The following is a 22612-nucleotide window of genomic DNA, read 5'->3' on the forward strand; positions in this document are numbered from 1 at the left end:
GCGGATTTGGATGCCTCTGCGCCAAGATCCGCACTGTGGAGCAGCGGGAACTCTGGCGTGGTCGGCCGCGACTATCCTCGAGGGCAGCTTTAAAGGAGGTGGACCCCGTGTCTCGACTGCGATCGAAGAAATCGATCGAGGCGACCCTGCGCCACATCGAACACCGGGTGCTCGAAGAGGTCCATCTGAGCCCATGGGTCCGCCGTATCGGTGTGGCGGCGGTCGTCGTGTTGATCATTGCGGCGACCACTGGCGTGCTGGTGGGGGACGACGCGGGGTTGCCGCTGGTGGCGGCGGTGCTGGCCGCCGGGTCCGCGTTCTGCTCGGCCGCCGCGCTGCGGCTTCGGCGCTTCCGCTGGGCCTCCGCGGCGGCGTACCTGTCAGGGCTCGCCGCGGTGGCCGGAGCGGCGGCGTTCTGGTGGTGCCAGACCAGCGACGCGGCCGCGACGCTGCTGGTGTCGACGGCGGCGGGCGGGCTGGCCGCGGCGACGCTGACCGTGGTGTGGCTCTCGGTCGTCATCACCCCGGCCGCCCGCTCCCAGCCGGACATGCGGTACCGGACACAGCCCATCGAGGAACCCCGCTCGGGCGGGGGTACGCACACCTGGCCGCCGCCCTGCGCGGGCCCGGACCGGCCCGATCAGAAGTAGCCGCTGCCCGGCAGCTTGGTGCCGCGCGTGTAGTACGCGCCGAGTGCCGCCGCCTTGTACGACGACGGATTGTGCGAGGCCAGCGTGCGGATGTTGCGCCAATGCCGGTCCAGCAGGTGCGCCTGGCGCACGATCGACGCGCCGCCGACGTCGAAGATCTGCGACGCCGACTTGATGCCCAACGCGTCGACGACGATCTTGGCCGCCGCGGCCTGCCGCGACGCCTCATGCGCCAACGCCAGGTCCGGGTCGGTCTTGTCGATGTCAGCCTGGTAGGCGATCCCCAGAGCCTCGGCCGCGGCCAGCACCGTGGCCTCACCGGCGTAGGCCGCGGCGGCGATCTCACCGATCTCGCGCTGCAGCAGCGGATCGTCGGCCGGCACCGGGTGGGGCGCCCACGCGAAACTGCGGGCCCGTGAATGCACGTGCTCCACAGCGTCGCGGCGCAGCGCATGGATCACGCCGACCTCCAGCGCCGTGACGTACAGCTGGAAGAACGCGCCGGACAGGTACAGCGACTGCTCCTCGTCGTCGGCGCCCGGCGGGGCGAACTCCATGACCTCCTCGGCGAGCACCGGGACGTTCTCGAAGGTCGCGGTGCCGGTGCCGGTGGCGCGCTGCCCCATACCGTCCCAGTCGTCGAGCACGGTCACGCCCGGCTGATCGGTGGCCACCAGCGCGATCACCGAGGCACCTGTGGGATCACTGGCCAGCACCTCGGCGTAGTCGGAGTACAGGGTGCCGGTGGTGAAGAACTTCTTGCCGTTGAGCAGGTAGTTGTCACCGTCGGCGGTGAGCCTGGTCTGCCAGGTGAACCCGCCGGCCGGCGTCGAGCCGATCTCGGTGGACGCGTTGCCGATCAGCTTGCCGCCCAACGCCAGATCGATGCCCTGCTGCCGAAGCTCACCGTCGAGGCGCAGCCGCTCCTCGATGTGCGCGAAGTGCCCGCGCAGGATGTGCGCGACGTTGACATCGACGGTCGCGATCGCGATGACCGTCGCGAACAGCTCGCGCAGCGTCGCGCCGCCGCCGCCCTCGGCCCGCGGCACCCGCAGCGCACCCAGTCCGGACTGCTTGATCTCCTCGATCACGGCGAACGGCCGCTCGCCGGTGCGCTCACGCTCCAGCGCACCCTCGCCGATCTTCTCGATCAGCTGGGCCAGACGCTCCGACCCGTAGGTCAGCGGCTCGGTGGAAATGGCGGTCATCGGGTTGCCTCCTGGGTGACGTGGCGGTAGTTGGCCGCACGGTGGGTTTCGGGAAGTCGGGGCCCGCGGCCGAACAGCTTGTGCCGCAACGTCCCTTCGGTGTACTCGGTCTTGTAGACGCCGCGGCGCTGCAGTTCGGGGATGACGTGCTCGGCGACGTCGACGAACGTGCCGGGTGTGATGACGTTGGTCAGGTTGAAGCCGTCGACGTCGGTCTCCTCGACCCACTCCTGCAGCTCGTCGGCGACCTGCTTGGCGGATCCGACGGCCATCGCGCCGTCGACGTTGATGGCGTGCTGGTCGATGAAGTCGCGCAGCGTCCACTGGCCCTGCCCGAACATCTCGACCGACGACTTGAGGAACTCGTTGTCGGTGACCTCGACGGGGTCATCCAACGAGAACTGCGACAGGTCGGTACCCAGCCAGCCCGACCACAACGCCAGTGCCCCTTGGGGATCGGTGTAGCTGCGGAACTCGTCGTAGCGTTGTCGCGCGGCGGTTTCGGTCTCGCCGGTGACGATGACGTGGCTGTTGACGATCTTCACGTCATACGGGTCACGGCCCGCCGCGGCGGCGCGGGCGCGGATATCGGCGACGGCCTCACGCAGCACCTCCTTGGTGGGGGCGCCGATGAAGATCACCTCGGCGTTCTCGGCGCCGAACTGCCGACCCCGTGTCGACGCACCGGCCTGGTAGAGCACCGGGGTGCGCTGCGGCGACGGCTCACACAGATGGATGCCCGGCACCCGGAAGTGCTGGCCCTCATGGCCGATCGGGTGCACCTTGGACGCATCGGCGTACTCGGGACGGTTCGGGTCGGTGCCGACCGCGTCGTCCTCCCACGAGCCCTCCCACAGCTTGTAGAGGACCTCGGTGTACTCGTCGGCGATGGCGTAGCGGTCGGCGTGCGGGGTGATGGTGTTCAGACCGTGATTCTTCGCCGCGCTCTCCAGATAGCCCGTGACGATGTTCCAGCCCACCCGGCCCTTGGTCAGGTGGTCCAGCGTCGACATGCGGCGCGAGAACGAGTACGGATGCTCGAAAGACGTTGCGGCCGTGACCCCGAAGCCCAGGTGCTTGGTGACGGCGGCCATCGCCGGAACGACCAGCAGCGGGTCGTTGACCGGCACCTGCGCACCCGTGCGCAGCGCGGTGTCGGGGCCCCCGCCGAACACGTCGTAGATGCCCAGCACGTCGGCGATGAACAGCCCGTCGAACAGGCCCTTCTCGAGCACCTTGGCCAGGTCGGTCCAGTACTCGAGGTCCTTGTACCGTGCGGCCTGCGACTCGGGGTGGCGCCACGTGCCCGCCACGATGTGGGTCACGCAGTTCATGTCGAACGCGTTGAGGATGATCTGTCTTGTCACAGTGCGGCTCCTGTAGTCGGTTGGGGCAGGCTGGCCAGCAGTTCCTGGGTGTACGGGTTCTGCGGGGCGTCGAAAATGTCTTCGGCCGTGCCGGTTTCGACGACCCTGCCCTCCCGCATCACCAGCACGCGGTCGGCGACGTGGTGGATGACGCCCAGGTCGTGCGAGATGAACAGGTAGCTCAGGCCCAGCTGTTCCTGCAGATCGGTCAGCAGGTCCAGCACCTGGGCCTGGATCGTGACGTCGAGCGCCGAGACGGGTTCGTCGCACACGATCAGCGACGGTTCCGGGGCGAGTGCTCTCGCTATGGCCACGCGCTGCCGTTGTCCGCCGGAGAGCAGCAGGGGACGGCGGTCCAGGTGTTCTTCGCCCAGGCCGACGTCGTCGAGCAGTTCCTTGGCGCGCTGATCGCGAGCCTTGGCGTCCTCGTAGGTGTCGGTGGGCAGCGCGTCGGTGAGGATGCGCCGCACGCTCCAGCGCGGATCGAACGAGCTCAGCGGATCCTGGTACACCACCGAGATGCGACGGCGTCTCGGACGGCGTTGGTGCTCGGTGAGTTCGCTCCACGGTTCGCCGAGCAGGTGCACCGAGCCCTCGTCGGGCTCGGTGAGCGCCAGGGCCATGCGGGCCGTGGTGGTCTTGCCCGAGCCGGATTCGCCGACGATGCCCAGGGTTTCGCCGACACCGATCTCGAAGGACACATCGGAGACCGCGGTGCGTTCGACACCGTCGGGCCCACGGAACCGCTTCACCAGATTCTTGGCCTGCAGCAGCACGCCTTCGGTGTCGGTGTGCCGCGTGCCGTGCACCGCGCGCGCCGGCTGGTGCGAGAGCCGGGTGCCCTTGCGGTGCGCGGCCGGGACCGCGTCCAGCAGGGCCTGCGTGTACGGGTGCGACGGTGCAGCCAGCACTTCGGCGACCGGGCCCTGCTCGACCAGCACGCCGTTGCGCATGACCGCGACGCGATCGGCCAGTCGGCCCACGACCGCGAGGTCATGGCTGATCAGCACCAGGCCCGTACCCTTGTCCTTCATTCCCGCCAGCAGATCCAGGATCTGCGCCTGCACCGTGACATCCAGGGCCGTGGTGGGCTCGTCGGCGATCACCAGCGACGGATCCAGCGCGATCGCCGAGGCGATCAGGGCGCGCTGCCGCTGCCCACCCGAGAGTTCCCCGGGCAGTTGGCGGGCCCGCAGTTCCGGCTCGGGAACACCCACGGCTTCAAGCAGTTCCAGTACCCGCTGACGGCGGGCGGCCTTGTTGCCGAACTTGTGCAGCCGCAGGGTTTCGGCGATCTCGTCGCCGACCTTGCGCAGCGGGTCCAGCGACACCAGGGCGTCCTGCAGGACGAAGCCGACCTCGCGGCCGCGGATGCGCCGCCAGTCCCGATCCCTGTTGCCCAGCAGCGACTTTCCGTTGAGCTCCAGCCGGCTGGCACTGACCTGGGCGTTCGGCCCGGCCAGGCCCAGGATCGTGCGGGCCGTGACGCTCTTGCCGGAGCCCGATTCACCGACGATGGCGAAGCATTCACCAGGGTTCACCTGGAACGAGAGGCCGCGGACGACGTCGCGGTCGCCGAAACCGACCGTGAGGTCCTCGACTTTCAGCAACTCACTCATGACAGTCTTCCTTCGAGTCGCTGCTGCAGATACCGGCCGACGACGGTGACGGCCAGCGTGCAACCGACGATCGCCAGGCCGGGGAACAGTTCCAGCCACCACGCCGTGGTCACGAAGTCGCGGCCGGCGTTGAGCATCGCGCCCCATTCCGGGGCCGGAGGTGCGACACCGAGGCCCAGGAAGCTCAGCGACGACGCCCAGATGATGGACTGGCCGATGCCCATGGTGCCCAGCACGACCAGCGGGCGCATGGCGTTGGGGAACACGTGCTGGGTGATGATCTTCCCGCGGGAGTGCCCGAGAGCCGTTGCGGCGTGGACGTATCCGGAGTCCTTGACCGCGATGACCTGGCCGCGGACCATGCGGGCGTAGCCGACGGCCGAGCCGATCGCGACCGCGAGGATCTGCGTGACGACGCCGGGGCCGAACATCGCGATGAACAGCAGCGCGAGCAGCAGACCCGGAATCGACAGCACCACTTCGATGAACCGGCTGATGGCGCCGTCGGCGAAGCGGCCACCCAGGCCCGCGCCGAACCCGAGGATGATCGCGGCGATCAGCGCCAGGGCCGTCGCGCCCACGCCGATGGCCAGTGAGCTCTGGGTGCCGTAGACCACGCGGGTGAAGATGTCGCGGCCCGAGGCGTCGGTGCCGAACCAGTGCTCCAGTGACGGTGGCTTGAGCGGGGTTTCGATGTCTGTGTCGTACGGGGTGCCGCTGGTGAACGCGCCGGGGGCGATGGCCCAGGCCAGCATGAGCGCCAGGTAGGCCGAGGCCAGGACCACCGCGGGACGGAACTTCCGCTTCGGCCCGGTGGTGCTGACGGTGGGGGACAGGGCATTCGTAATCGGGCTGGTCATCGGGCCCTCCGCAGGCGCGGGTCGACGCGGCCGAAGCCGATGTCGACCAGCAGGTTGGCCACCACGTAGACCGCGGCGACAAACAGCGTCACCCCGATCACGACGGGCATGTCCTTGCTGGTGACGGCGTCGACCAGCACGCGGCCCAGGCCGGGGCGGACGAACACCGACTCGACGATCACGGCCGTCGAAAACAGTGATCCCAGAGCCCATCCCGACAGGGTCAGGCCCGGCAGGATCGCGTGCCGCAGGACGTGGCGCCAGCGCACACCCCAGTCGCTCATGCCACGGGCCCGGGCGGAGACCGCGAACGGCTGCTCCATGGCCGACGAGAACTCGTCGCGGGTGACCTGGCCCAGGTAGCCGGCCAGCGGCAGCGCCAACGTGAGCGCGGGCAGGATCAGGCCGACGGGACCGTCGTCGCCGATCACGGGCACCAACCGCAGTTGGATCGCGAAGACCACCAGAAGCACGATGCCCAGCCAGTATTGGGGGAGTGAGGCCAGGAAGATCTCGATGCCCGAGCCGATGCTGGACAACCAGCGGCCCCGGTGCGCGGTCAGCAGCGTGACCGACACTGCGACCACCCACGCCCCGATCAGCGACACCAGGGTCAGCGTCAGGGTGGGGCCGAGGTGGTGGCCTATGATGTCGGCCACGGGCTGCTTGAGGATGTAGGACGTGCCGAGGTCGCCGCGCAGCAGGCCGCCGAGGAAGCGCAGGTACTGCACGATGGCGGGGTCGTTGAAGCCGTACTGCTCGTTGATCGCGGCCAGCTGTTCTGGGCTGGGCCGCGAGCCCGCGCCGCCGAGGATGGTCTGCGCCCGGTCACCGGGCATCAGGAGTTGGGCGATGAACGTCAAAGTGGCCGCGCCCCAGAGCACGCCGATGACGCCGGCGACGCGGACAAGCACCCGCCGCACCCCGAGAGGGGTGCGGCGGGCGGCAGGTGTTGCCAGGCTCACGGAGCCAGCCAGGCGTCGTGCAGGACGGGCTCGCCCTCGGACGGCTCGATCCAGACGTCCTTGAGATTCTTCTTGGCGACCAGGCGGGTGACCACCGGGTACAGGCCCAGCTGGTAGGCCTCCTCGGCGACGATGTCCTGCGTCTCGCCGTAAAGGCGCTGCTGCTCAGCGGGATCCGTGGTCGCGGCGGCTTTTCTGACGAGGTCGTCGATCTTCGGGTGCTCGACCCAGCTCATGTTGTTGCCGGGGGCGGCCTTGAGCGAGTCGCTGCTGAAGACGATCGACAACACCGCAGGCGTGGGGCTGTTCCAGTAGGCGCCGGTCAGGCCGTCATAGGCGTCCTTGTCGGAGAACGCCGCGAAGTACTGATCCTGCGGCAGCGGCTTGAGGACGACGTCGAAGCCGATCTCCTTCTCCGCGGCCTGAATGTTCTGGAACAGCGTGACATCCGCGGGCGGCGTGTCACCGGTGTCGGCCGAGTACACCAGTTCGGCGGTCAGGCGCTTGCCGTCCTTGGTGCGGTAGCCGTCGGAGTCGCGTTCGGTCCAGCCGGCCTCGTCGAGCAGCTTGTTGGCCTTGTCCTTGTCGTGCTCGTAGAACCTGCGCAGGTCCTTGTAGGTCGGCGTGGTGGACGAGATGGGGCCGTGCTCCCAGTCGTAGACATTGAGGTAGGCGGACTTGACCGCGGCCTCGGCGTTGGAGCCGTAGACGAAGGCCTGGCGAACCTTGGTGTCGTCGAACGGTGCCCGAGTGGTGTTGAGCGCGACGCCGTTCGGCAGGCCCGTGTGGGTGAACTCCTGGGTCTCGAGGTTCGGGTCGGCCTTCAGTGCGGCCACCTGCTGCGGCGGCGGGTTGAAGATGATGTCGGCGTCGCGGCCCTGCACCGCGGCGGCGCGCACCGAACCGTCCTCGATGAACTTCCAGGTGACCTTGTCCAGATAGGCCGGGCCCTGGTGCTTGGCGTCGGCCGGCGCCGAGTTGTAGTCCTCGTTGCGCACGAGTTCCACACTCTGGCCGCGATTCCAGGCCTTGACGATGAACGGGCCGGTGCCGACGGGCGACTGGCAGTTCTCCTCGAGGCCGCGGGCCATGGCCTTCGGCGACTCGATGCCGAAGAACGCCTGCGAAAGGACCGGCAGCAGAGCCGAATACGGCGTCTTGAGCTTGAGCTCGAAGGTGTTTTTGTCGATGGCCTTTGAGGACTCGTAGTAGGGCCGCAGGTAGCCGGCGTCGGTGGCCGACTCGGTGGCCGGGTCGAGGATCTGCACGAAGTTGGCGTGTACGGCCTCGGCGTCCAGCGGGGTGCCGTCGTGGAACTTCACGCCTTCTTTGATTTTGAAGGTGTAGGTCAGGCCGTCGGGGGAGACCTCCCAGCTATCGGCCAGCCACGGCACGACGGAGCCGTCGGGGCGCTCGGAGACGAGGCTGTCCAGGTATTGGCGCGCGACGTAGGTCTGCGGCATGTCGCCGAAGTTGTGCGGATCCAGGCACGTGGGTTCGCGGTCCGTGGCGTAGACGATGGAGCCCCCGTTCACAGGAGTGCCGTCACTGGTCTCGCTGGCGGTGTCGCTGCTGCTGCCGCAGCCGGCCAGCAGCAGGGCGGCCACGAGGGCGCTCGGGACGGCACGACGATACGAACTTCGAATCACTGAGTTGGATCTTTCGGTTTGTGACTCCGCCGGGGGAGTCTGCGGTGTTGCGCTGGTCCGCGGGCCGTTTGGGCGGCCTTCTGGGACTGGCTGTTGTTGGTGGACCTCGGAAGCCTGCCGTAAGCGGGGTTACGGGGCGAGGGATTGGATCGGGGGGATTTTTTGTGGGGGTGGGTGGCGGGTCCTTCGTGCGATCGGGCCTGTAGTCGCACGACAGTGCCCAAGAATCGTCGGGACTTGACCACTTGCAGGGAGGGATTAGGGATGGCGCCACGCCTGACGGCAGACGATCGGCTCCAGCGACTGATTACGAAGTGTCGTGAACGCGTCGACGAGGCGCAGCCACCACCTCAGGCGCTGTCCCACACTCCTGACAGCAAGTTGGGAAGCCTCGCTCGCGAGGCCGGCTACGAGCGGTTGTCCGCGCTGTTCTCCGAGAAGTTGGGCGAAGCGCTCCGTGAGGCCGGAGTGGGGACACACCCCGATCTGACCGACCCAATGAACACCCGCGACACGCGGATTCACTTTTACGACCTTGAGCATCCGTTACCCGGTACTCAGCAGACTCGCCTGCTCCTCCAGATCGAGCTGGAGATGTCGGGGTTTCTCGAACGCAACTTCGCAGCGCGAGTATGTCGAATGGATCGTCGGCATACGCAAATGGGCTCCAGGCGCATGGTGTCCGGACCCGCGGGGTAAGTCCCTTGGTGTGGTGGGGTTTCGGGGCTGAAGCCGACCAGGCTGGACCATGTCCGGTGTGTCATTAGGGCTTCGGGGTGGGCCATCGCGTAGTGGTCATTGAGTTACCGACCAAAGTGACTCAAGCAAAGGACACACCACGCGATGACCCAGGACCATTCTGCCCTGCTGGCCCAGCTCGATGCGCTCCGCTCCGCTGATGTCGGGGCGGTATTCGCCGAGTTGATCCGCGCCGGCCTGCAGGCGTTGATCGAGGCCGAGGCCACCGAGGCGATCGGCGCCGGCCGCTACCAACGCACCGATGGACGCAGCACTCACCGCAACGGGCATCGACCCAAGACGGTGTCGACCACCGCTGGCGACATCGAGATCCAGATCCCCAAGCTGCGGGCCGGCTCGTTCTTCCCGTCGCTGCTGGAACGGCGCCGCCGCATCGACAAAGCCCTGCACGCGGTGATCATGGAGGCCTACGTGCACGGCGTCTCCACCCGCAGCGTCGATGACCTCGTTACCGCGATGGGTGTCGGTTCGGGTGTCTCGAAGTCGGAGGTCTCGCGCATCTGCGCCGGCCTGGACCGCGAGATCGAAGCTTTCCGTACCCGCAGTCTGACCCACACGTCGTTTCCCTACGTGTTCTGTGACGCCACATTCTGCAAGGTGCGTGTCGGGGCGCATGTGGTCTCCCAAGCCCTGGTGGTGGCCACCGGGGTCTCCATCGAGGGCACCCGCGAGGTGCTGGGCACCGCCGTCGGTGACAGCGAATCCTTTGAGTTCTGGCGCGAGTTCCTCGCCTCGCTCAAAGCCCGCGGCCTGAGCGGCGTGCATCTGGTGATCTCCGATGCCCACGCCGGTCTCAAGGCTGCCGTGGTCCAGCAGTTCGCCGGATCGTCGTGGCAGCGGTGCCGGGTGCACTTCATGCGCAATCTGCACGGCGTGGTGGCCGCCAAACACGCCCCCGCGGTGACCGCGGCGGTCAAGACGATCTTCGCTCACACCGACCCCGCCGACGTTGCCGCCCAGTGGGACCAGGTCGCTGACACGCTGTCGTCGAGCTTTCCGAAAGTGGCGGCGATGATGGATGAGGCCAAGACCGACGTGCTGGCGTTCACCGCGTTCCCGCGCACCCATTGGCAGAAGATCTGGTCGAACAATCCGATCGAGCGGCTCAACAAGGAGATCAAACGCCGCGCCGATGTCGTGGAGATCTTCCCCAACCCCGCGGCGTTCCTGCGCCTGGCCACCGCTGTGGTCATCGAAGCCCACGACGAATGGCAGGTCACCCGCCGCTACCTGTCAGAGGTCTCCATGGCCGAACTGCGCAAAGTCATCGCCACCAAACAGCAAGCAGCCCAACCCGTCGCCGAACCACGTCAAATCGCCTAGCATTCACCACGACTCGTTGATCACCACGCGTGCACCCACGCCGATCCGAAGTCCACCACCCCAAGGGGCACTATCGACCCGCGTACCGGGGACCGCCTGGCGTTCAACACTTTTGTTCCGACGGTGCCGAGTAAACCAGGTTTCATCGACCGCTTGATTTCGTTCCAGATAGTCCGGTCAAGTTTCGCCGCAGTTGAATTGGCTGTGCGTCCGCCTGTGGCAGATGTCGTTTATTGAGTCGGATGTTCTGGTCGGTGCTCCGGACTTTATTAATCGCTCCCGAGAAGAGGTAGCCGCGCGTCGCGGTTTCAGCGTGACCGATGTGGCGGCGCGCTTCTGGCGCGGGGCAGTCGATCGGCAACCGCTGTGGGCCGGCGACGGTGCTCAGCTTCTGACTGAACCGAGAGGACCGTCAGTCCGCGACGTTAAGCCGTACGTCCAGGTACTCGTTCACAGACGGGTTTGCGATCACCTGCTTCTCGCCGTCGGCGGCCTTGCGTGTCCAGTGGTTCTTGGACCGTTCGACCACGACCGTGTGCAATGCATCGGTACCGAGCAACATGCGTCGTGTCGACAGGAGACGCCCGTGTTCGCGGGCCTCACTTCGGGTCGGGGGACGCATCGCGGAGCACGCCGGGCACAGCCACAGGTTGGCGTGCGGCTCACTGATACAGCGCTTACAGATATTGACGGCGCATGCGTCGCAGGCCACCGCTTTGTCGATACAGACGGCACACGTCGTTCCGCCGCAATAGTTACAGGACGCAAAGCTGGTGCCGAAATGGCCTTCTCGGTCGATTGCACCTGAATCGAACAGGTAACCGGTGCTGCCGTTCGCTCGGCGAGCCTCCGTCTGGCCGGCTGCAAGATTGCGTTCGTAGCGCCACTCGTGGCCGGTCTCCACGGTGACGAGTTGCTCGACGTGCGCTCCGATCTCCAGCTGAGACCAAGCGACGGTCGGCTGGAATGCCTGGCTGAGATTGATGCGCAGTCGATCCGGGAGCTTCTCGAGCTGAGGAACGCGGACACTCGTCGTTGGGTTCCATGCTATCTGCGCTTCACCCGAAAGGTCGGCACCACGGCGTGGTCTGTGGCTGATTGTGCCGACGGGTTCCACGGTCACGGAGGACTGCACCGCGTTGGTCACGGTGGAGAGGCGTACTTGCCGCGGGTCGGTGAAGACGGTGACCGTGTCCGCGTCCGGAAGTCCCAACCAGCGAGCCAACGCTGTTGCTGCCGGGGCACTCTCGGATCGGTTGACTGCGTACCAGGTGGTTTCACCGGCAACGCGGACACCGAGGGCCGTCATTGACGCGAGTTCGATGATTACTGCTTCCGCCGTCGGCGTGCCGTGACTTGCGGCATACGCCCGAACAGCCGGGACGGGCTCCCAGGCGTCGCGAACCCACTGTGGCGTCGTCGTTCCCGCCGACCATTCGGCGGTGGAGTCTTGGGCGATCGAATGTGCGATGGTCGTCCTGTGCAGGCCTTGCGAGGAGATGCCGATGTCGTGACCGAAGCGTTCCCAATAGAGGTCAAGGTTGACAGCCTGTGGCGTCGACATGCTCGCGAATTGACCTGCGAATCTCGGCGGAACGGTCGGCACCGGAGTAGGCAGTTGCCTCGGCGCCGGGAACTCCGATGCAACGACCGGGATCAGGTCACCGGCGGGTTCGTTGAATGATTGGGTTCCGGAACCAGACGCCTGCAACTGATCGACGGACCAAGCCGCACGGTACGAGCGGCCGGTGCTGACGATGAACCGTGAGCCGTCGACGGGCTGCTCGGGCTCGACGCCGCGAACCATGGGCGTCACTTGTGCTTCGAGGATGCCGCTCGCGGCCAACGCGAGTCGGTACGAAGCATCGATGTCGCTCCTGTCGAACACTTTCCAGACGGCCACCGAGTCGTTGCGGACGATCGCCTGTTCACAGGTATCGCCACGGTTGATGAGTACCACACTGGCATCCGCGTCGGATCCGATAAGGACTTCAGTGCCCGCCAACGCAAGAGACCTCGGAAGCGATGCAAGTTGGGAATCAGTTGCGGCGGCCAGGTGCGCGCACGCAGGGCACGTGTCCTCGACGCGGCAGTTCGCGCACACCGTTCGTTCGCACGACGGGCATCGCGTGACTTCGGGGTTACGCCCGCAGCCGGTGCAGGATTTGTCAGCGCACAGTACGCAGGCCGTGGGGGACACGGTATGGCCGGCTGCCAGACAGCGACGGCAGACCGAGGCGGAGCAACCTGGGCAGTCTGAGAGCGCCTGCTGCTCGAGCTCATCGCAGGACGGGCATGCCCAGGAATGGCACGAGCCGCAGAGCGCAGCGGTGCCGCCCGGGTAGAAGTGGCCATCACGGCAGACGCCGAAGTCGGTGTCCGGCAGACCCAATGGGCTCTGTGGCCTACCATCGAAGGTCCGGTACATGTGGACGGCGGTGCCATGCCCGCGCCAATTTTCCTTGACTTCCAGCCCGTTACGTAGCGACGCGGTGAAGCAGCGCTGTGCTCGGCTCAGCAGTGCGGCACTCAACCCTGTCGGTAATGGGCGAGTCGTCCTTGCGATTGCGTGGTTCGGGCGGATGCCAAGCGCGGCCAATGACTCATCGTTGGCTGACTCCAACTCGAAACCGGACTCCAAGTCGACAGGTTCCGCGACGGTGCGAATCTCACGTTCAACAAGGGTGCACTCGCTCGGCGAAGGGAACGGCGCACCGATGCTGGTTATTTCGTGGAGGCGCTTGCCGATTCTGCCGCCCGGCATTCTGAGCGAGTTGAGATAATCGAAGCCGGCGATTTGGAATGCAAGGTTCCTGCCGTCCGGGCATGCGCTCCACGTATCGGCTTGTGTCTGCCCGTCCGTCGACACAGAGACGAGTACTGCCTCATTGCGACACTGCAGCGAAATCTGCGTCCCATCGATGACTGCGTGTCCGATTATTGGACTGTCTATGGCGGGGTTCGTCCATTGGATCGGCTCGAACTGGCGATCGGCAACGGAGATGCTGCCGTCATCCTCGACCATGGCCACCTCTTTGGCGAGACCGTCTGCCTCGAGGTAGACGTCCGTAAAGCTGGATCGACGGGTGACCATCAGCATGGGTGGGGCCGGGGGCGGTGCATCCGATCGAAGCTTCTGTAGCAGCTTCCCTAAACTCATTGCGCGCTCTGGCTTTACATCCGCGTCGTCGAACTTCGGAATGTCGGCGATCGCGGCAGCATCGATGGCAGAGCCCGGAGCTGCTGCGATACTGAACTCTGTCTCGACTGTTGATGTCGAGCTGAGTCGTGCGCGGGTGCTGTCTTGTGCATCGCGACGCCCGGTCAGCCTGCGTAGCGTGACACCGGAGTCGAGCGGCAGTCCGTTCCGCACGGCGTATGACCGCATCTGTTTCCGGTTCGGGTCATCGATGTCCTCGTTACGAACGATGGTGAGCGACTGTCCATTCGTCCGGCGCAGTTCGGCGACACGGTTGCCGACCAGCAGGGTGGTTCCGCCATGCAGGCGCCAGGCAACCGAGAATTCGCTGTCCAGCTCGGGTACCCGTTGCGGGAACGCACATCCGCGGCACAGTCCACCACCGGCAGAGCGGCAGGCGCCACAGCTCGCCAGCCCGCAGATCGGGCAGTCGGCGAACACGGCGTCCTCACCGCACGCGCCGCAAAGGACGTGATCGCAGGACTTGCAGTACTGTGTCTCCGATGCATTGATGCAGTGCGAGTCCGAGCACAAAGCCAAAACATTGATCGGGTCTCCGGACGCATCGCTTACGAAGAGCGGCGGTTCCCCATCTTCCCAGGGATAGGTCAGCACAGCTTCAGCGCCATTGGGGCCGGCCCAGGTCTCCTCGACCAACCAGTCATCCTCATCGAGGGTGAGTGCAAGTATTTTCGCCCGAGCGCGGACGTCTGGAACTCGGCTGAGGCGCTTCTCTTCGGAGTCCAGCGCACGTTCCAACCTGACGCTGTCCTCGTAGGATGCTTCGTAGATCTGGGCGGTGTAGCCAGTGCGGATGCGTTGCAGCTCATCGGCCTGGTCGGCTTCAACTTTCTCCGCAAGGTCGCGTCGTAGCTTCTCCAGCTGACCTGTCGCCGCCTTCTCGAACGCAGCGATGACCTCTGATGGTGTACCGAATGCCGCTGGAAGGGTTTCGCCGTCCCGTAGCGGTCTACGGGGGAGCCGGATTTGGTTGTGACCGTTCATGTCCGCGGTCAGCAGATGCTCCGTCGTTTCACTCTCTCCCACTGCAGCACGGAAGGTAGCCTGCCCACTCCACGATCCCGAGGGGACGAGACGCCGACGGAGCAGCGTCACATTGGAAGCTCGTTCGAGCGGGCTATCGCCGATGTCGTCGGGCACCACCGGCACGGTTGCGTGCATGTCGCCACGCATCCGGAGCAGTCCGAGGATCTCGTCGAAGACCGGTGACCCGACCGCACACAGTTCTGCATCCGGATGGTGCTCCATGCCGATGCGGTCGAACGCGAGGTGCATCAGCGTGCGGCCGTCGAGTTCCTGTTCGTACTCCTCGTCGAACTGCGCAGTGATGAACGCCCCATCGCCCTCTCCGGTGTCGTGCAGCAACTGCGCACCAAGGGCTTTGAGAACGTTTCGGGTCCAGGTCTGCACCCGCCGCTGCCGCATGCGCGCGCGCTCACTGACCTCGGGTGCCAGGTCAGTGGCTCCCGCCTTGGACAGACCTTTGCGATGCTCGAACGCCGAGGCCATCCAGTCGCTCAGCCCACTGTCGGCAGCGATGAGCGTGGAGGCGCTCTCGCGGGCCTGGGCCAGCTCGGTGCCGAGTTGGCCCAGCAGGTTCTGCATCTTCTTGTCGTTGTCCGCGAAAAGTGCTTCGAGGATTCGAGTTTCGAAGCTGGCGGACTTCGAATCGTCGAGTTCACCGAGGATCGTGGTGACCTGCCCGAACAACAGCTCGAACATCCGCAGCTTCTCGGCGAGCAACCGGTACACGCTCTCATCAATGGTGCCCTGCGCGTACAGGTTCGCGATGAACACCTCATCCTTGGGCTGGGTGAGGCGGTCGACGCGCCCGATTCGCTGCTCGATGCGCATCGGGTTCCAGGGCAGGTCGAAGTTGAGCACGCAGTTGCAGAACTGCAGGTTCTGGCCTTCGGCGCCCGCGTCGGTGGAGATCATCACCGGCGCCTCGCCCGACCGGAAGGCGGCGATCGTGGCGGCGCGTTCACCGGCAGACATCGATCCGTGGAACGAGCGTGCGTTGATCCCTTCAACTTCCATGCGGCGAAGGAGTCCGGTCACGGTGTCGGTGTGCTGGGTGAAGATCAGGACCCGGCCATGCTCCTTCAGCCACTTGTGCGTGATCTCGACAGCGGTGTTCTCGCGCGCGGAGTCGTTGATATCCATCGCGAGGTGGCCGACTTCGCTCAACACCGCGCGTACCTTTGGATCAGGATGCCTCTCGGCCATCCTGAGCGCGGTGGTGCCCATCGAGAACGGACTGGCCGTGAGCCGGAGTGCGAGGCTGCGTCGGCGCATGGTGTCACTGGAGTCCGTCATGACAGTGCGCAGCAGGTTCGTGCACAACGCGTAGAGCTCGCGCTCACGTGGCCCAAGAGTTACTGGTACGTCCACGGCGCGGCGGGTGACGCGGTCGACGCCCGCCTGGGCGCGGGTTGTACGGATCATCGCGCTGCTGATCAGACGACGCAGTGCCGCAGGATCATTCGGTGTGCGTGGGTCGTATCCCCGCATGAATTGCCGCTTGAACTGCTGAACCGAGGTGAATGTACCCGGGCGCAGGAGCTCGACCAGTCGGTAGAGCTCCAGCAAGTCGTTCTGCACGGGGGTTGCGGTGAGGAACAGGGCATACCGACACGCGGTCGTCAGGGAAGTGATGAACTCGCGGGTTTTCCGGGCGCCGGCACCGGCAGCGCGGTGTGCTTCGTCGAGAATGACGATGTCCCAGGGTTCCTTGGTGAGCTTTGAAGCAGAATTGCGTCCGAGCTGCAGACTCATGATCAGCTTGTCCTGCTCCTGCACATCCGGACCGCGGAGGGCGACGTCGAAGTTCAGATCGAACTTCTGGTGCATCTCTTCTCGCCATTGCTCGCGCAGGGGGGCGGGGCACAGGATGAGCACACGTTTCGCCAAGCCCCGCAGGGTGAGTTCCTTGATCGCCAGGCCGGCTTCGATGGTCTTACCGAGGCCGACCTCATCGGCAAGCACAGCGCGCCCGCGCAGACGCGACAACGCATGTCGGGCGACCGCCTCCTGGTGCGGCATTCGGTCGACGTTGGCGACGTCGACGGCGAGTAGCTCTTCGAAGTCGTCGAGCGTGGCGAGTTCTTCGCCCTGGAGACGCAGCTCGACCAATTCGAGTTCGTCGAAACCGGCGGCCTTGAGTTGCTCACCGAGCAGGATCCGCGCATCCCTGAGGAAGCCGATCCTTTTGCTGCTGTCGGCCGACCAGTCGTACTCGCTGTCGGCGTGGAACTGACGATCCACGGTTCGACGTCGCACAATCTTCGGCACTACGGATTTGCCTTCGCGCGGCGGGGTGACGGGTGGCTTCGGCGGGAGAGTGGTCAGTTGCGTCCCCGGAGGGAGCAGCGACAGGCGGTAGACACCGTCGACCAGGCGTAGGCGGAGCAGACCACCGTCTTGGCCGTAGTCCTGCAGCCGTTCGGTGAGGATGTCCCCGGTCAGCTGCCTGCTCTTGCCGCTCCATTGAGGGTGGAAGGTCTCACCATCCAATTCGAGGGTGAGCGAGGTGCTGTGCGCGGGCAGTGTGAGTGCCTCACGTTCCCGTTCGGTGAGCGCAAGCTCCCCGGATTCCAGCAGCTGGTGGGTGATCCGCTTCTCAATCATCCTGTGTCACCGTGATTCCGAGTGTTTGGGCGCCGCGTGGGGTCAAGGCGAGACTTTGGTAGGGCGTGCGGGTGGACTCCCGTTCCACGGTGCGCCGGTCGATGAAACCGTCGGCGAGAAGCTTGTCCACCGCCGCGTTCCACCGTTTCTCACCATTGCGCACATGGCGGAGAGCCCCGAACTGGGGGCAACTGAGGACACCCGCGCCGAGCGGTCTGCCCTCGCCGAGTGATTCGAGTCCGAGCACGGCGGCGCGTAGGCTGGCCTCACCGTAGGCACCCCGCTTGAAGGCCGATGCCCACCCCACCGCCTGTAGGACGGTCAGTTCGGCGTTCACGAGCAGTTCCGGGTCCGGGACCATGTGGTCGGGTAGCGCCGCCCACGGTGGGGACTCGTCGTTGCAGCGGTCACACGTGACGATGTCCCGGCTCGCGCAGTCGGCGACGGTGTCACCGAAATGCTCGCCGATGGCGATCCGGCGACACGACGATGCCTGTTCGGCGTAGTCGATCATTGCCTGCAGGCGGCGTTGTTGCCACCGCTTCCACCGTGCGGACTCGCGTTCCAGTGCATGCTGCGGTGCGAGGCGGGAGAGCAAACGGACCCTGCGGAGCCGACGGGAGCTGGAGAACGTGACGAACCGGTCCAGCGACCAGTCGATCAGTTTCTGCTCCAGCTCATCTGGGTCGTATCCGCGTTCATCACGGAGCTGGTGGAAATCGATCTGGACGCGAACATTGGGGCGTGCGCGATTCGCCTTGTAGAACAACTCCCGGAACAGGCGGCGTTCGTCCTCGTCGGTCGGTTCGCGGAACCCGACGTCCACCGTCCCGCGGGCCGAGCAGTCCAGTCCGAGTTTGAGCGCGCCGACCCGCTCGAGCTGGGCCAGGTGCACATTGACCTCGTCGTCGTCGATGCCGAGTTTGTCCGCCAACTCATCGACGTCGAATACTCGGCTGTCTCCGCGCTCGGGGCATGTCCACAGCAGCGTCAGCAACTGCTGGGTGATCTGCGCGTCGGCCTTCGACTCGTGCGAATTGATCAACCGGCGACGTCGGGCGATATCGCCGCGGGTGTAGAAGAGCACGCAATCGCCGGTGACATCGGGAGCACGTGCGGCTCGGCCGGCTTCCTGGGCGTAACCGTCCAACGAGTCCGGGAGGTCGTAGTGGACCACCCACGCGATGTTGGGTTTGTTGATACCCATGCCGAACGCTTTGGTGGCCACGATGATCCGGGTCGTATCGGAGTCAAAGTCTTCCTGGACGGCGTCGCGTTGTTCGGGGACCATGCCGGCGTGATAGGCGCGAGCAGCGTGCCCGGCGCGACGCAGCATTGCCGCGATCTCCTCGGCAAGTGCACGTTTGGTCACGTACACGATGCCGGGCTTCTTCTCGGACCAGGTGACGAACCGGAGCAGCTCTCGGACCCTTTCCCGCTCGTCGACGCATCGATGGACACGGAAACGAAGGTTGGGGCGGTCGCTGGGCTCCCGCACGACGGCGGGGTCGAGCATGTCCATGGCCTCGACGATGTCGGTCTCCACTTCGGGCGTGGCCGTCGCGGTGAAACCGGCGCGGGGTGGACGGGTGTCGAAGGTTGCCACCGATGCGGGTACCTGCCGGAACTCCGGTCGGAAGTCGTGCCCCCACACCGAAACGCAGTGTGCCTCGTCGACCACGACACGGTTGAGCTGCTGGCGCCCCAAAGCGCCGCGGAGCACCGGGTCTCGGGCCAACCGTTCCGGGGAGACATACAGCAACCGGACGTGGCCACTGGCGGTGTCGCGCAGGATGTCTGTCTGTACCACCCGCGATGTGGTGCCGGTGATGCCCTGGACCGGCCGGATGCCGCGCCGGCCGCGCAGGTCGTTGACCTGATCCTTGATGAGTGCGATGAGGGGCGACACGACAACGGTGGCGCGAGCCTGGGGCGCGAGCAGTGCGGGTAGCTGAAAGCACAGGGACTTGCCGAACCCGGTGGGCAGCACGGCCATGACGTCCTGGCCGTCGATGATCGCGCGCATCACTTCAAGCTGTTTGGGATGAAGGTTGGTGATGCCGAACAGCTTCTCGGCGGCTTCGATGAGTTTCGCGGTCGGGTCCTCACCTTCGACGAGCCGCAGGTTCTCCAGCAGTTGGCTGACGTCGTCTCGACCGAAGGAGATCGCCGCGCTGAGGTCAGGTGCTGTGCCGGTGACGAATTCGATGGCTGTCGTCCATGCGTCGTCGCGGTCGACGGCCTCATGGATCGCCGGTCCGGGCAGCGAGCCCAGGAGTACCCGCTGTGCCTGGGTGGGGGAGTGCAGCCGGCGGTCGCAGATCAGTGCGGCGCCGATGTCGGTTTCGGAGCGGATGAGCCGACCGAAGCCCTGGGTGAACTGCATGGCGGTCATCGGCAGGACGTACTCGAGGAACGGGTCGCCGCCGCGTTCGGCGATGGCGCGCTGGCGCGGAGAGACCAGTGGATCGTCGGGATGCGGGTACGGGGGTTTCTCGATGAAGAGGTAGGACAGGGTTTCTCCGGGGGCGTCGAAGCCCTCCCAATACGATTTGAGCCCGTAGAGCACGGTGCCCGGTTCGGTATTGAACCGATGCGAGATCTGCGACCGGCCGTGTTCGCCCTGGACGAGAAGCTCGACGCCGCGTTCGGCGAGTTCGGCGGCTTTGGCGCGGACTCCGTCGGCGACGATCTCCATCCGGGTCCGCGCGGCGAACAGGCTCAGCGCCTTCCCGCCGGACAGGCTGAGGAATCCGGCCTGATCGGCGGCCATCTCCTCGCAGAACTCGCGCTCGTTGACCGGGATGGGGATCGGTAAGTGGTTGGTGAGCACCACCTTCGACTGCTTTGCGTAGTCGAACGGTGACTGCAGCCTAAGGCCGCGGAAGCTGCCATCGGCTGGCGTGGGGTCGATCTCGATACCCAGGCGCGAGCTCAGGTAGTCGAAGCGCTGCTCGACGGTGAGGGTGGCCGAGCACATCACCGTCGAGTGCATCCTGTCGACCACGAACTGCTGAAACTCCGGGAACACGTGGATGGGTAGCCGCTCATACGCCCAGGCGTCTGGATCGTCCTCTTCGGCGGCCAACCGGTATACCCAGCGGTGGCTGTCGGGCAGCGGCCCCAGTGTTTCGAGAATTGTGATGGCATTCTCGATCCGCTCGGCGTGCCCGTTGAGTCGGCGTTTCGCGGAACCGACGCCCTCGACGCCGCTCAGCGACTGACCGAGCGCGGACACTGCCTTCCCAAGTTGGATCAGGGCATAACGCAGCGTTGACGCCGATTGACGCAGCACCCGAAATTCGGGGCGAGAGTTGACAATTCCGGACTGGAGGACGGCCGCGTGCGCCCGACCACCGTACTCATGAAGGTAGGTGGTGACGGCCTGGGTGAACTCGACGCCGGCCGCGCGGATTGCGTCGCAGCAGTTCGCCATGCTGTCAATGGCCTGTTTGACCTCGGTATTGCCGTTCGACCGCTTCCGGATGTCGCGCATCATCCGGGCACGGGGGCTCAGGGAGTTGACGACGATCTCGAGGTCGATGGCATCGACCCGGCCGGTCCACGCCGAGGTCAAGGAATCTTCGAGGGCATGTGCTTCGTCGAAGACGACGTCAGCCCGGCGGTCGCCGAGGAGATCACCCGGTGCCTGTGACGCGGTGACCCAGGCCGCCATCAGGGCGTGGTTCACCGACACCACCCCTGGTGTGGTGGTCAGTCCCTCGGTCTGCTGGACGACTGGGCAGATCTTGGCCCAGTTACAACCGGCGCGGTCGCAGCCCGCCGCGTTCGTCCTGAGGCGAGCGCGGGTGCGGGCATACCGGGCGTCCGAACGCTTGAGGACGTCGTCGGTGACGTCATCCCAGGTGCCGGTGGGGGACTCGGCGATCGCCCGAAAGGCGACCGCCAACGCGAGTCCTGAGGTCTCTTGATCGGCGACCGCGTCTTCGAGTTCCCGCGCGCAGACGTAGTTGGCGACGCCCTGCAGTTGGCGGAACGGGGCGCCGAGGAGGTTCTCCTGCTGCAGTCGGGCCGCTTCGGCGCGCAGCTGTCCTTGAAGGGCTTTTGTCGCAGTCGCAATGATTACGGGCTGACGGGGCCGTGATGCACGGGCGAGTGCCGGCAGCATGTACGCCAACGACTTACCGGTTCCGGTGGGTGCCTCGACCGCGAGATTGCCACCTCGGTCGAAGACCTCGGCGACGGCGTGGGCCATTTCTTCCTGCGCGGGTCGTTTCCGGAGATTGCGCAGCTCGCGCAGGACCGGGAAGGTGTCCCGGGTGCCCGACCATGCATCGGAGGCCTTGGGGCCGGCCGGGTTCAGCAGCGGGTCGGGATCCCGGTGCAGCGTGGACAACTCGGGTGGGCCGGGCAGCGGTGGCAGCAGCAGCGCGAGCGGATTGCGGTGGGTTTCCAGGGTCGCGATGGCGAGTTGCCAGCTGGGTTGGGAAACGTCGACCTCGGCCAGGAGGGAGCGGATGACGGCGGCGGTCGCTGTGGCGTCCGAGTGGGCACGATGCGCCTCTTGGTTCGTGATGCCGTAGCGGAGCGTGAGGTCGGCGAGCTGCCGGTTGGGTAGCGCCACATCGACCAGAAGGGAAAGGTGCAGACTGTCGGCACTCGCCGGGAACTGGGGGACCGACAGTCCTTGACGCTTCGCGGCCTGCACAAGAAACGGCAGATCGAAGGCCAGCAGGTTGTGCCCGATCAGCAGATCGACACTCTGCAACCGGGCGGCCAGCGCGTCCAGGGCGTGGGACAGCGTCACAGCGTTGGCGCCGGCCTGGCCGTCCGGTACCGCCACCTCGACGCTCATCAGTTGCCTACCGTCTAGCCGGACCAAGGCGATCTCGGTGACAAAATCGGTGGCCTTGTTGAGGCCGGTGGTCTCGATATCCAGCACCGCCACCCGGTCGAGCGGAATGCGGTCAGGCTGCGGGTCGTACCAGGGTCCGTCGGTGGGGTTGGGGTCGGTGACCGGTTGACTCTTGTACGCGACCGCCACGTGGAGGAGCCCGTCGTCGGTGACGGCAAAGCGGTGGGGGAACCGATCCGGCCACTGCTGCAGCCGCTCCAGGGTTTGGGCGAAACCCTCCTTGCGGAGCTGTTCTCTGAGTTCGGGTGCCGACAGCGGGCCGTGTTCGAGCAGCAGACGATGCGCCGTCTCGGCGGCCGGCGGCATGGGGCGGTCGGGTGTGCTCATCAGCGGACCGTCACGGTGAGGTATCGAAGGTGCACACTACGGGGCTGCGTCGTCACCGCCACACCGACCACGAGCTCCGCCCCCCCTGCAAAACGCCGTTCGCGTCAATATAACGCGAATGCGCGAACGATACTCGACGTGTCCGACATGCTGACCTCG

At 66.0% G+C, this 22612-nt stretch carries 11 protein-coding genes; 3 read left to right on the forward strand and 8 right to left on the reverse strand.

All coding sequences use genetic code 11. From position 1 onward, the window contains the following. The first annotated feature begins 107 nt into the window (after window positions 1–107). A complete protein-coding gene (locus G6N34_RS07795; protein ID WP_085151350.1) occupies window positions 108–650 on the forward strand; it encodes a hypothetical protein in 543 nt (180 codons plus the stop codon). Here the strand turns inward: G6N34_RS07795 and G6N34_RS07800 are convergent. Genes G6N34_RS07800 through G6N34_RS07825 form a run of 6 tightly spaced genes read right to left on the reverse strand, consistent with a single transcriptional unit; the run spans window position 641 to window position 8318 of the window. Next, window positions 641–1858, reverse strand: a complete 1218-nt coding sequence (locus G6N34_RS07800) for an acyl-CoA dehydrogenase family protein (protein WP_085151331.1) — start codon at window positions 1856–1858, stop codon at window positions 641–643. The genes G6N34_RS07795 and G6N34_RS07800 overlap by 10 nt on opposite strands. After that, window positions 1855–3225: an LLM class flavin-dependent oxidoreductase gene (locus tag G6N34_RS07805; RefSeq protein WP_085151332.1), complete on the reverse strand. Its 1371-nt coding sequence runs from the start codon at window positions 3223–3225 to the stop codon at window positions 1855–1857. Before G6N34_RS07805 ends, G6N34_RS07800 begins: the two co-directional genes overlap by 4 nt. Beyond that, window positions 3222–4844, reverse strand: coding sequence for a dipeptide ABC transporter ATP-binding protein (locus tag G6N34_RS07810; protein WP_085151333.1), 1623 nt, complete (start codon window positions 4842–4844; stop codon window positions 3222–3224). Before G6N34_RS07810 ends, G6N34_RS07805 begins: the two co-directional genes overlap by 4 nt. Next, window positions 4841–5704, reverse strand: a complete 864-nt coding sequence (locus tag G6N34_RS07815; RefSeq protein WP_085151334.1) for an ABC transporter permease — start codon at window positions 5702–5704, stop codon at window positions 4841–4843. The genes G6N34_RS07810 and G6N34_RS07815 overlap by 4 nt, the downstream gene beginning before the upstream one ends. After that, window positions 5701–6669, reverse strand: a complete 969-nt coding sequence (locus G6N34_RS07820) for an ABC transporter permease (RefSeq protein ID WP_085151335.1) — start codon at window positions 6667–6669, stop codon at window positions 5701–5703. The genes G6N34_RS07815 and G6N34_RS07820 overlap by 4 nt, the downstream gene beginning before the upstream one ends. Next, on the reverse strand, window positions 6666–8318 hold the full coding sequence (locus tag G6N34_RS07825) for an ABC transporter substrate-binding protein (RefSeq protein ID WP_085151336.1): 1653 nt from the start codon (window positions 8316–8318) through the stop codon (window positions 6666–6668). Before G6N34_RS07825 ends, G6N34_RS07820 begins: the two co-directional genes overlap by 4 nt. Window positions 8319–8582: 264 nt before the next feature. Between G6N34_RS07825 and G6N34_RS07830 the strand changes: the two genes are divergently transcribed. Both G6N34_RS07830 and G6N34_RS07835 read left to right on the forward strand, forming a co-directional pair. After that, entirely contained in the window at window positions 8583–9017 is a 435-nt protein-coding gene (locus G6N34_RS07830; protein ID WP_163645353.1) for a hypothetical protein, read from the forward strand. 144 nt (window positions 9018–9161) lie between these two features. Continuing rightward, entirely contained in the window at window positions 9162–10400 is a 1239-nt protein-coding gene (locus G6N34_RS07835; RefSeq protein WP_085150668.1) for an IS256 family transposase, read from the forward strand. A 412-nt stretch (window positions 10401–10812) separates the two neighbouring features. On the opposite strand, the gene G6N34_RS07840 is transcribed toward G6N34_RS07835, so the two are convergent. Together G6N34_RS07840 and G6N34_RS07845 are read right to left on the reverse strand one after the other, a co-directional pair. Next, window positions 10813–17250 carry an SNF2-related protein gene (locus tag G6N34_RS07840; protein WP_085152397.1) on the reverse strand — a complete coding sequence of 2146 codons (6438 nt, stop codon included), beginning with the start codon at window positions 17248–17250 and terminating at the stop codon, window positions 10813–10815. Continuing rightward, window positions 17243–22453: a RecQ family ATP-dependent DNA helicase gene (locus G6N34_RS07845; RefSeq protein WP_085152398.1), complete on the reverse strand. Its 5211-nt coding sequence runs from the start codon at window positions 22451–22453 to the stop codon at window positions 17243–17245. Before G6N34_RS07845 ends, G6N34_RS07840 begins: the two co-directional genes overlap by 8 nt. Window positions 22454–22612: the final 159 nt, after the last annotated feature.

It is taken from the genome of Mycolicibacterium confluentis (assembly GCF_010729895.1).
In the GTDB taxonomy this organism is placed as follows: Bacteria; Actinomycetota; Actinomycetes; order Mycobacteriales; family Mycobacteriaceae; genus Mycobacterium; species Mycobacterium confluentis.